The 10,903-nt window shown below is 34.7% G+C and carries 9 protein-coding genes, 1 pseudogene and 1 riboswitch; of the genes and pseudogenes, 5 read left to right on the top strand and 5 right to left on the bottom strand.

Going from position 1 to position 10,903, the window contains the following annotated elements; translation table 11 throughout:
* Together AB8B52_RS01495 and AB8B52_RS01490 are read right to left on the bottom strand one after the other, a co-directional pair.
* Positions 1–140, bottom strand: a pseudogene (locus AB8B52_RS01495) (CMP deaminase); the annotation flags it as partial.
* Positions 141–254: 114 nt separating this feature from the next.
* Entirely contained in the window at positions 255–827 is a 573-nt protein-coding gene (locus tag AB8B52_RS01490; RefSeq protein ID WP_406024526.1) for a HupE/UreJ family protein, read from the bottom strand.
* Between the two features lie 136 nt (positions 828–963).
* A riboswitch (SAM riboswitch) is annotated at positions 964–1,087 on the top strand.
* Positions 1,088–1,185: 98 nt separating this feature from the next.
* Between AB8B52_RS01490 and AB8B52_RS01485 the strand changes: the two genes are divergently transcribed.
* The 3 genes from AB8B52_RS01485 (at position 1,186) to metH (ending at position 6,187) form a co-directional block, all read left to right on the top strand.
* The gene (locus AB8B52_RS01485) at positions 1,186–2,355 is read left to right on the top strand and encodes a trans-sulfuration enzyme family protein (RefSeq protein ID WP_406024524.1); all 1,170 of its coding nucleotides are present in this window, start codon (positions 1,186–1,188) and stop codon (positions 2,353–2,355) included.
* A 62-nt stretch (positions 2,356–2,417) separates the two neighbouring features.
* Positions 2,418–3,419: a homocysteine S-methyltransferase family protein gene (locus AB8B52_RS01480; protein ID WP_406024522.1), complete on the top strand. Its 1,002-nt coding sequence runs from the start codon at positions 2,418–2,420 to the stop codon at positions 3,417–3,419.
* Positions 3,419–6,187, top strand: a complete 2,769-nt coding sequence (gene metH / locus AB8B52_RS01475) for a methionine synthase (protein WP_406024520.1) — start codon at positions 3,419–3,421, stop codon at positions 6,185–6,187. The genes AB8B52_RS01480 and metH overlap by 1 nt, the downstream gene beginning before the upstream one ends.
* Positions 6,188–6,279: 92 nt before the next feature.
* On the opposite strand, the gene AB8B52_RS01470 is transcribed toward metH, so the two are convergent.
* Positions 6,280–6,483, bottom strand: coding sequence for a hypothetical protein (locus AB8B52_RS01470; protein WP_406024518.1), 204 nt, complete (start codon positions 6,481–6,483; stop codon positions 6,280–6,282).
* Positions 6,484–6,487: 4 nt separating this feature from the next.
* Between AB8B52_RS01470 and metF the strand changes: the two genes are divergently transcribed.
* Positions 6,488–7,444: a methylenetetrahydrofolate reductase [NAD(P)H] gene (metF, locus tag AB8B52_RS01465; protein WP_406024516.1), complete on the top strand. Its 957-nt coding sequence runs from the start codon at positions 6,488–6,490 to the stop codon at positions 7,442–7,444.
* Positions 7,445–7,458: 14 nt separating this feature from the next.
* Here metF and AB8B52_RS01460 read toward each other — a convergent pair whose 3' ends face one another.
* Together AB8B52_RS01460 and AB8B52_RS01455 are read right to left on the bottom strand one after the other, a co-directional pair.
* Positions 7,459–8,295, bottom strand: a complete 837-nt coding sequence (locus AB8B52_RS01460) for a DMT family transporter (protein ID WP_406024514.1) — start codon at positions 8,293–8,295, stop codon at positions 7,459–7,461.
* Positions 8,296–8,427: 132 nt separating this feature from the next.
* On the bottom strand, positions 8,428–9,639 hold the full coding sequence (locus AB8B52_RS01455) for a T9SS type A sorting domain-containing protein (RefSeq protein WP_406024512.1): 1,212 nt from the start codon (positions 9,637–9,639) through the stop codon (positions 8,428–8,430).
* Positions 9,640–9,794: 155 nt separating this feature from the next.
* Between AB8B52_RS01455 and AB8B52_RS01450 the strand changes: the two genes are divergently transcribed.
* The gene (locus tag AB8B52_RS01450) at positions 9,795–10,862 is read left to right on the top strand and encodes a T9SS type A sorting domain-containing protein (protein WP_406024510.1); all 1,068 of its coding nucleotides are present in this window, start codon (positions 9,795–9,797) and stop codon (positions 10,860–10,862) included.
* Positions 10,863–10,903 lie beyond the last annotated feature (41 nt).

The following is a 10,903-nucleotide window of genomic DNA, read 5'->3' as shown; positions in this document are numbered from 1 at the left end:
TTATAACCGTCTGAAATAATCATTCGGTCTTTCACAATAAGAGCACCGACTTGCTTTCGCTCACAATGTGAAAGTTTCCCCCATTCTTTTTCTATTCGCAAATAAGCTTTATCGTAACGTAATTGCTTTGTCTTTGGCATTGAAATTTAGTCTACTTTTCGATTAAGAACGAATATAAAGGGTTCGTGTTTTATAACCAATTAACTATCAGTTAAAGTTTTACCAATCTTTGAGAATTAATAAAGTAAAACACTTTAAATAAGCATCGGAATTATAAGTCCTATGACTATTGCTGATAAAACCATAATCCAATCGCGACGCGAAAACCTGAAGATGGTTTGAAACAGAAAACCAAAAAACAAAACGACAAATACAATAATGATTTGAGCAATTTCAATACCTAAAGCAAATTCGACAAGAAGTTCTAATTTGTTTTCAGATTGCCCAGCAAACATCTTAAACTCTCTTGCAAAGCCCAATCCATGAACTAATCCAAAAAACAATGTAGAGAAAAAATAGAGTCCGATTTTACTGCGCTTATCCTTTTTTCCTGCTGTGAAAACATTATAAATAGCCGTAATTAAAATGGTTACAGGAATTAAAAACTCTACTAATTTTCCATTAACACTTACAATGCCATAAGCCGACAAAACTAAAGATAGCGTATGACCTAATGTAAAAGTCGTTACTAAAAGAAGCACCCGTTTCCAATCTTTAAAAAGATAAGGCACGGCCAATACTAGTAAAAAAAGAACATGGTCGTAACCATTAACATCTAAGACATGGTTAAGTCCATACTGAACATTAAACCAAAAATTTTCTAACATAAATAATCCATTAGGGTAAATTCAAAGTTACAATTAAAAAGTAATACGTGTTGACCAAAATAAAGAGAATAAAATTTGCTTATTGTCATTTTCTTTCGGAGTTTTGTGACTCACAAAGTTCAAATAACTTATTGAAATGTTATCAAGAAAGGTGGAGGGATTAGACCCTTTGAAACCTTAGCAACCCTTAGACTTACTAAGAAGGTGCTAAATTCTGCTTAATTGTCGATTCATTTATCGCACAATTGGATAGATAACCAAACGTAATTACACATTTGTAATTCAATTTCTTTTTAACATTTTCTATACGCATACGCCATTGGCGTTTTTTTGACTTGTTTAAGTTTAAACTAATAAAATGAGTTCCAAACATATAGAAACAGAAGCTATTCGCACACAGATAGAACGTTCGCAATTTTTAGAACATTCAAATCCGTTATTCCTTACTTCGAGCTACGTTTTTGAAGATGCAGAAGATATGCGCACTTCTTTTGCAGACGAAAAACAACGCAATATTTATAGTCGTTATTCTAATCCAAACACCTCAGAATTTATAGAAAAGATCTGTTTAATGGAAGGTGCAGAACGTGGTTACGCCTTTGCGTCTGGAATGTCTGCTGTGTTTTCAACATTTGCAGCTCTACTTAATGCTGACGACCATGTCATTTCCTCTCGCAGTATTTTTGGATCAACACAAACTTTATTTAATAACATTTTACCAAAATGGAATATTTCGGTCAGTTCTTTTAAAATTGATGAGCTTGATACAATTGAAAGTCTAATTCAGCCCAATACAAAACTCATTTATGCGGAAAGTCCAACAAATCCTGCTGTCGATATTTTAGATTTAAAGCGCATAGGAGATATTGCAAAAAAACATAATATTATTTTTATTGTAGATAATTGTTTCGCTACACCCTACTTACAACAACCTATAAAATTTGGGGCAAATTTGGTGATTCATTCGGCAACCAAATTAATTGATGGACAAGGCAGAGTTTTAGGAGGTGTAACGGTAGGAACTTCAGATTTAATTCAGAAAATATACCTTTTTGCCAGGAATACAGGCCCTGCATTATCTCCTTTTAACGCATGGATTCTCTCTAAAAGTTTAGAAACTTTACCAGTTAGAGTAGATAAACATTGTGATAATGCTTTAAAAGTGGCAACATTTTTAGAAGCTCATGATAAGGTGAACTTTGTAAAATATCCCTTTTTAAAGTCACATCCACAATACGAATTAGCAAAACAACAGATGAAGTTAGGAGGCAATGTCGTTGCTTTTGAAATTAAAGGTGGTATCGATGCTGGTAGAAATTTCCTGAATTCAATTAAGCTCTTATCACTATCTGCAAACTTAGGAGATACAAGAAGTATTGTTACACACCCTGCATCTACAACACATGCAAAACTACCTGAAGAAGACCGTTTACAAACAGGAATTACAGGAGGTTTAATACGTGTTTCTGTTGGTTTAGAACATACAGAAGACATTATTAACGATTTAAAACAAGCGCTAGAAAACTAACGTCAGTTCGAGTGATTTTATGACATCAGAATAAAATTGTATCGAGAATAAATGAAATAGAAATGAGTAGAATAAAACAAGAAATAGAAAAACGCATCTTAGTGCTCGATGGTGCCATGGGTACCATGCTGCAACAGTACAATTTCTCTGAAGACGATTTTAGAGGCGAACGTTTTAAAGACTATCCATCGTCCTTAAAAGGAAATAACGATTTATTGTCCTTAACCCAACCGAAAGCCATTGCAGAAATTCATACTAAATATTTTGAAGCAGGCGCAGATATTGTAGAAACCAACACGTTTTCTGGGACTACAATCGCCATGGCAGATTACGACATGGAAGATTTGGTTTATGAACTCAATTTCGAATCTGCCAAAATAGCCAAACAGGTTGCTGATAGATTCACTAAAGCCAATCCTGAACAACCACGTTTTGTAGCTGGGAGTATTGGACCCACCAACAAAACAGCCAGTCTATCACCAGATGTGAATCGACCAGAGTATAGAGCGATTACTTTTAATGAATTGCGAATCGCATACAAACAGCAAGTTGAAGCCTTAATCGATGGAGGTGTTGATGTACTTTTGGTAGAAACTATTTTTGACACCTTGAACGCAAAAGCCGCATTATTTGCTATTGAAGAAGTTAAAGAGGAACGACACATCGATATTCCAATCATGGTTTCTGGCACCATTACAGATGCTTCGGGTAGAACTTTATCTGGCCAAACTGTTGAAGCATTTTTAACCTCCGTATCTCATATTCCTTTACTTAGCGTTGGCTTTAATTGCGCACTTGGTGCACAACAATTAAAACCTTATTTACAACGTTTATCTAACGAAACTGAATTTTATACCTCTGCTCACCCAAATGCAGGCCTACCGAATGCTTTTGGAGAATATGATGAATCACCAGCACAAATGCAGCAATATATTGAAGACTATCTTAAAGATAATCTTATTAATATTATTGGTGGTTGCTGTGGTACCAGTCCTGCGCATATAAAAGCGATAGCAGAAGTTGCAAAGCGCTACAACCCAAGATTAATTCAAGAATTAGCATAATGGCAGCATCTGATTGTAAGAAATATTTAACGCTATCTGGCTTAGAACCTTTAGTTGTTACACCTGAAAGTAATTTTATAAATATTGGCGAACGCACCAACGTTACAGGTTCTCGAAAATTCCTTCGTTTAATAAAGGAAGAGAAATACGATGAAGCCTTAGAAGTCGCCAGAGACCAAGTCGATGGTGGCGCGCAAATTCTAGATGTAAACATGGATGAAGGCATGCTCGATGGTGTTTATGCCATGACCACCTTCTTAAATCTCATCGCCTCAGAACCTGATATTTCCAGAATTCCTCTCATGATCGATAGCTCTAAATGGGAAATCATTGAAGCTGGTTTGCAAGTGGCTCAAGGAAAATGCGTCGTTAATTCTATCAGTTTAAAAGAAGGCGAAGCCGAATTTAAACACCACGCCAAACTCATTAAACGTTATGGCGCAGCCGTTGTGGTGATGGCTTTTGATGAAGATGGCCAAGCAGATAATTACAACAGACGTATAGAAATTTGTAAACGCTCGTACCATATTCTGGTTAACGAACTTAATTTTCCACCTCAAGATATTATTTTCGATCCTAATATTTTCCCTGTCGCAACAGGAATGGATGAACATCGCAGAAATGCTATCGACTTTTTTGAAGCCACCAAATGGATTCGAGAAAATTTACCTTATGCTAATGTTTCTGGAGGAGTAAGTAATGTGTCCTTTTCATTTAGAGGAAATAATACGGTTCGTGAAGCTATGCATTCGTCATTTTTATATCATGCTATTAAACATGGCATGAATATGGGCATTGTAAATCCGACTATGCTCGAGATTTATGATGAAATTGATAAGAATTTGTTGGAAAGGGTTGAAGATGTGTTGTTTGATAAGAGGGATGATGCCACGGAGCGATTGATGGAATTTGCGGAATCGGTAGGGACAAGTCGCGACTTGTCCGTACGCGAATTGTCCGCACGAAATTTGGCGGCATTGGAATGGCGAAATAATGCATTGCAAGATCGCATCACGCATGGTTTGGTTAAAGGTATTGATAAATTTATCATAGAAGATGTTGAAGAAGCACGATTGGCTTCTGATAAACCCATCCATGTTATCGAAGGGCATTTAATGATTGGTATGAATGTGGTAGGCGATTTATTTGGAAGCGGTAAAATGTTTTTGCCGCAAGTTGTAAAATCAGCTCGTGTGATGAAAAAGGCTGTTGCCTATTTGCAACCATTTATTGAAGCTGAAAAAGACGGTAAACAAGAATTTGCAGGTAAAATTTTAATGGCAACCGTTAAAGGTGATGTGCATGATATTGGAAAAAATATTGTCAGTGTCGTTTTAGGCTGTAATAATTACGAAATTATTGACCTTGGCGTTATGGTGCCTCCGGAAAAAATTATTGAAACTGCGATTAGAGAAAATGTTGATATTATAGGATTGAGTGGTTTAATTACACCGTCTTTAGATGAAATGGTTTACGTCTCTAAAGCACTCGAAAAACAAAACGTAAAAATACCGCTTATCATTGGTGGAGCAACCACATCTAGAGCACATTCTGCCGTAAAAATTGCACCACATTATAGCAATACTGTGGTTCATATTAATGATGCTTCACGAGCAGTTACTGTGGTTGGAGATTTACTTCAGGAAGACAGTAAACTCTATAAAAATCAGATTCGTGAAGATTATGATGCCTTCCGAGAGCAATTTTTAAAACGAACCAGAAAGAAAGAATATCTAACGATAAAAGAGGCTCGGAAAAACAAATTTAAAATTGATTGGAATACTTCTGAAATTGTAAAACCTCAGCAACTAGGCATTCAAATTTTAGAAGACTTCGACATTACAAAACTTGAAGATTTTATCGATTGGTCACCCTTTTTTAGAAGTTGGGACTTGCACGGAAAATATCCAGAAATTTTAACGGACAATGTTGTTGGCGAACAAGCCACAGATTTATTTGCTGATGCACAAGACTTACTGAAACGTATTTTTGATGAAAAACTTCTGAAAGCAAAAGCCATTTTCGGATTGTTTGAAGCGAATACCATTAATGATGATGATATTGAAATAAATATAGAAGGCTGTCACCTCGAGCGCAGTCGAGAGGTCTCGAATTCTAGGTCAAAAAACGAAGGTCTCGACTACGCTCAACCAGACAAATTACAATTCCTAACCCTTCGTCAACAATCCAAAAAATCGGAAGGAAAGCCAAACATTGCCTTAGCAGATTTCATTGCACCAAAAGCGACCGGAAAACAAGATTATATGGGTTGCTTTTGTGTAACAACCGGATTTGGAACCGCAGAATTAGCAGCACAATTTGAAGCGAACCTTGATGATTATAATTCTATAATGATAAAAGCATTAGCAGATCGTTTAGCAGAGGCTTTTGCAGAGTATTTACATAAGGAAGTACGAACCAAACATTGGAATTATGCTCAAAATGAAAATCTTTCTAATCAAGAATTAATTAAGGAAAATTACAAAGGTATTCGACCAGCACCTGGTTATCCTGCTTGTCCAGATCATTTAGAAAAAAACACCATTTGGAAACTTTTAAATGTTGAAGAAAACATCGGAGTAAAACTTACTGAAAGTTTAGCCATGTGGCCTGCTGCAAGCGTAAGTGGTTACTATTTTGCTAATCCTGAAGCTAGGTATTTTGGACTAGGAAAAATAACTAAAGATCAAGTTGAAGATTACAGTAAACGTAGACATATTTCAATTGAAGCGGCTGAAAAATGGCTAAATCCAAATATCAGTGACTGATTTTCTCGTTTGGTTAGACCTCAAAGGTTTTAAAAACCTTTGAGGTCTTTTAGATCGTGATTACTGCGTTAGGATTACTCATTTATTTCTATTTAATTAAATAGGAAATCGTGATTGCTTCGCAGTTGAACGGCATGTTTGAGCTCTTTTGCTTTTTTGGAAAAAGCGCGTAGTGAAAGCCTTACTTTTTGCGATCCTGCAAGGTTTCTAAAACCTGGCAGGTATGAGTAAAAAATAACGCCAAAATGAAAAACAAATTGAGTTTTAATTAAAAAGATACCTGCTTTCGCAGGCATATGTATGAAAGTAACAGAACACATAGAAAACGCTAAAGGAAAAACACAATTTTCCTTCGAAATCTTGCCACCTTTAAAAGGGCAACACATTCAATCTATTTTTGATAATATTGACCCTTTAATGGAATTTAAACCGCCATTTATTGATGTCACCTATCACAGAGAAGAATATGTTTTTAAGGAAGTAGAAAACGGACTTTTAAAAAAGCAAGTGGTTAAAAAACGACCTGGAACGGTTGGTATTTGTGCCGCTATTCAAAATAAATATGGAGTCGATGCGATTCCTCATATTTTGTGTGGTGGTTTTACTAAAGAAGACACAGAAAATTTCTTAATTGACCTTGATTTTTTAGGTATTGAAAATGTAATGGCCTTGCGTGGAGATGCCGTAAAAAGCGAGACGTATTTTAAACCTGAAAAAGAAGGGCATTCTTTTGCGAGCGAACTGACTGCGCAAATTAATGACATGAATAATGGTTGCTATTTAGATGAAGATTTACAAAACAGTTCGGCAACAAATTTTTGTATTGGTACCGCAGGTTATCCAGAAAAACACATGGAAGCGCCAAGTTTAGACAGTGATATTCATTTCTTAAAAAAGAAAATTAAAAACGGAGCCACATATATTGTAACACAGATGTTTTTTGATAACCAAAAATATTTTGATTTTGTTGCCAAATGCCGAAAAGAAGGGATTACAATTCCTATAATACCTGGTTTAAAACCTATTGCTACCAGAAAACAATTGAATCTCATTCCGCATCGTTTTCACGTGGATTTACCAGAAGATCTTATCATAGATATCGTAAAATGTAAAGACAATAAAGCAGTGAGACAAGTGGGAATTGAATGGTGTATTGAACAATCAAAAGAGCTTCAAAAAGCAGGTATCGAAGTATTACATTATTACTCTATGGGAAAGAGTGATAATATACAGGCTGTTGCTGCTGAGTTGTTTTAGAACTATATGGACTTTTATTTTTTAGAAGACTTAGTAACAACATTCAAGGTTAAACCTAAAACAATCAGTAAAATTCCTACCAAACTCCAAAGTGTATAAATCTCTTTAAACCAGATTAAGCCTATTATAATAGTAAAAATAACTTCGAGATACTTTAACGGAGCCACTTGATTGGTCTCTCCTACTTGCATGGCTTTTGTCATGTAAAGTTGTGCGAAATATCCAAAAACACCAAGGCTCAATAAAATTAACCATTCTTGGCCTTTAGGATTTATCCAACCATTGATAGAAAGAAGTCCTCCTACAACCGCAGAAATGACCATAAAATAATTAACCACAACGACAGGATGATCGCGATTTCCTATCTTTCTAATGGTAATATAAACTAAACCTGCAAAAACAGCAGAAACCAAAGCGAAAAGGATACCTTCTATTTGCATGTCGGTATTAAAGCCTTTAAGAATTACAACTCCAGAAAAAGCAATAGCAAAAAACATCCATTGTATCAATTTTACTTTTTCTTTAAGGATTATCAAAGCAAAAAAAGCAGCAAAAATTGGTGCTATGTAGCGTATGGAAACTGCAGTTCCCATAGCAATATATTTTAAAGACAAGAAGAATAAGGTCATTGAAATAAGACCCACTACACTTCGTATTACTAGTAAACCTTTCTGATTGCCTAAAAGAGAAATCCTATTTTTTAATAAAAAAGGTATGGTAAAAAATAAAGACCCTACAGATCTAAAAAACACAATTTGATAAACGCTAAAGCTATTTAGAGACTTCACAAATACATTTAAAAATGTAAATGCCAAAGCACTAATTATCATATATGGTATCGCTTTTTTCAAATTGTAAGTCTCTTAAATATTTAGGGTTAATTAAAACAATAAAACTAACCAATTAAACATATTTTATTCAAGAAAAAAAGGACAGCTTAAAAATAAAGTTGTCCTTTTCATCAATCAATCTAGTGTAAATAATTATTCTACTATAATACGTTTCGTTACCGAATTATTACCAGCATTTATTTTAACTAAATAAATACCTGAAGCTAATTCAGAGATATCAATAGCATCATTAACTAAAAGCGATGTTGTTAAAACATTTTTACCAAGAATATTGTAAAATTCAACCGCATCGATTTGTGCATTGTCAGTTGCCTTGATATAAAGGTTTGTTTTTGCAGGGTTTGGATAGATACTAAATCCGTCTGAAATCTCAAAATCAGTATCCGATAAGGTCGTTGCTGTTGGATTTAAAGCTCCATAAACCGTATTAATACCTGCCCAATCTTGAAAAGCAGCTGGTAATGCAGCATCTGATTTAAATTCCCAATCAGGTGAACTACCATCTGTATCTGCAATAGCCCAATCATCAGTAGTATAACCTGTGTTAGTACCTTGTCTTATGATGATATGTGGATCTGAAAATGGAAAATCAACTACAGTAGCTCCTGCAGTAGCTGTTTGAAAAGAGCCATTAGCAGCCATATCTTGAGCAAATACAATCTGTCCATAACCTCTTTCATCTAAACCATTTTCATTATCATCATCTAAATAAGATACTGAATCGTAAAGGATCCAAGAGGTGTGTTCTCCAGTGGCATCGATATTACCATCAAATGCCAAACCATCACCTGATTCTGGTCCATCTATGGCAACACCATCAGGATCGTTAGTACTTTGAATTAACATGTAAGTTCCTGAAGCATCAGCAAAATTACCATTGTAACCTATATCAGGTGTTTGAGAAGACACGTTACTAGAACTACCACCTGTAACATCATTACCTGTTAATTCAATTGTTAGTACAGTAGCATCAGAATCCATCAATGCTCCGTAAGGATTTGTGGTAACTTCATTGGTGTTTTCATCAGTATAGTTACAAACAATAGCAAATATACCATTTGCACCAAATGTTCTGGTACCATCTCCAAGTTGAATTTCTGCAGTAGATTTACCATAATTACTAGCATTACCGTCTCCGTCGATAACAATTAACCATAAGTCGGAAGGAATAATCTCATTTGCTGGCCCTCTAACTTCTATTAACTCATTAGTTAAGTCAGAACCATTAGGACTCACCATTAATTTGTTAATGTAATACCCTGTCCCTGTAGGAATATTACTAAACGATTGAGAAAATCCCAAAGCCGTTACAAATAATAAAGTAAAAAGTAATTTTGTTTTCATAATTAGTCTGTTTTTAGTTTTTATTAATACCTTTTTTAATAAATTTGAATTGGTTTACCAAACTGGTTTACCAAATATAAAAAATAATTTTACTTATTGAAGAGATTCGTGCTAAAACTTGTGGTCAAACTATTAACTTCTAAATGCTTGAACTTATGAAAAAAATAATTTTTACCTTATATCTCTTACTTGCAATGTTTCCTTTTATTTGGTCTCAAACCATTTTGAATGCTAATGGCACTGGAAACACCTATGAAGATATTAATGCGGTTTTAGCACCAAACTACAATGTTGTAGAGGTACCTGATTGCGTTCATAACGCATTTGGAAGGCATATAGATGAAATATTTGATACTGAGTTAAATGAAAACGTCTTTCGTTTTTTTGCTCACAAAATTCCTGATAACGATCGTTGTCAAAATTTTGATAGACAACGTACCGAAATTAAAACCTATAGTCAATCTCCAGATGATCTCAAAGCGACTCTTGGAGAAACCGTTGAATATAAATGGAGGTTTAAACTTCCTGTTGGATTTCAGGTGTCTCCTAATTTTACGCATCTTCATCAAATAAAATCTGTAGGTGGCTCATTTGCCTCTATTCCTATGATTACTATTACTGCAAGAAAAGCAACACCAGATCGTATTGAACTAAGATATACACCAACCAACAACCAATCCACGATACAAACTGCAAATCTTGATTTATTTAGAGGTCATTGGGTAGAAGCGACCGAAATAATCACCTTTAGTGATACAGGAAGCTATACTATTGAACTTAAACGTGTTTCCGACGATTCCATACTTTTAAGTTACAACAACAATGCTATCGATACTTGGCAAGATGGTGCAGATTTTGCACGGCCTAAATGGGGAATTTATAGAAGTCTGATTAATATCGATGACCTAAGGGACGAAGAAGTTCTTTTTAATAATTTTAGTATTGAAGAGATTGACGAATTATCCATTTCTGATTTCGAAATAGCACCAGATGAAATTACACTAGTGCCTAACCCAGCAAAAAATAGTATCACTTTTAAAAATGCTAATAAAGAGGATTACGATGCTATTATTTTGTACAATACTTTAGGTGAAATAATTCCTATTGAAAAACGCCTGACTGAAAATAAACTAGATGTATCGGAATTAACTTCAGGATTATATTATATCGTTTTTACAAAAAACAAACGCCAAATTAAAGTCTTAAAATGTCTTATAAAATAAGCCTTCATGCAAAAGAATAGAGGTGAGTTTTAAGATACATT

The sequence above is a fragment of the Winogradskyella sp. genome (genome assembly GCF_045105575.1).
In the GTDB taxonomy this organism is placed as follows: Bacteria; Bacteroidota; Bacteroidia; order Flavobacteriales; family Flavobacteriaceae; genus Winogradskyella.
This window is presented reverse-complemented; position numbering and strand designations above follow the sequence as displayed.

What these genes read in the sequence shown, in the direction of transcription:
- AB8B52_RS01490 (WP_406024526.1), bottom strand. Translation starts at nt 827, where the DNA reads ATGTTAGAAAATTTTTGGTTTAATGTTCAGTATGGACTTAACCATGTC.
- AB8B52_RS01455 (WP_406024512.1), bottom strand. Translation starts at nt 9,639, where the DNA reads ATGAAAACAAAATTACTTTTTACTTTATTATTTGTAACGGCTTTGGGA.
- AB8B52_RS01450 (WP_406024510.1), top strand. Translation starts at nt 9,795, where the DNA reads ATGAAAAAAATAATTTTTACCTTATATCTCTTACTTGCAATGTTTCCT.
- AB8B52_RS01470 (WP_406024518.1), bottom strand. Translation starts at nt 6,483, where the DNA reads ATGCCTGCGAAAGCAGGTATCTTTTTAATTAAAACTCAATTTGTTTTT.
- metH (WP_406024520.1), top strand. Translation starts at nt 3,419, where the DNA reads ATGGCAGCATCTGATTGTAAGAAATATTTAACGCTATCTGGCTTAGAA.
- AB8B52_RS01485 (WP_406024524.1), top strand. Translation starts at nt 1,186, where the DNA reads ATGAGTTCCAAACATATAGAAACAGAAGCTATTCGCACACAGATAGAA.
- metF (WP_406024516.1), top strand. Translation starts at nt 6,488, where the DNA reads ATGAAAGTAACAGAACACATAGAAAACGCTAAAGGAAAAACACAATTT.
- AB8B52_RS01480 (WP_406024522.1), top strand. Translation starts at nt 2,418, where the DNA reads ATGAGTAGAATAAAACAAGAAATAGAAAAACGCATCTTAGTGCTCGAT.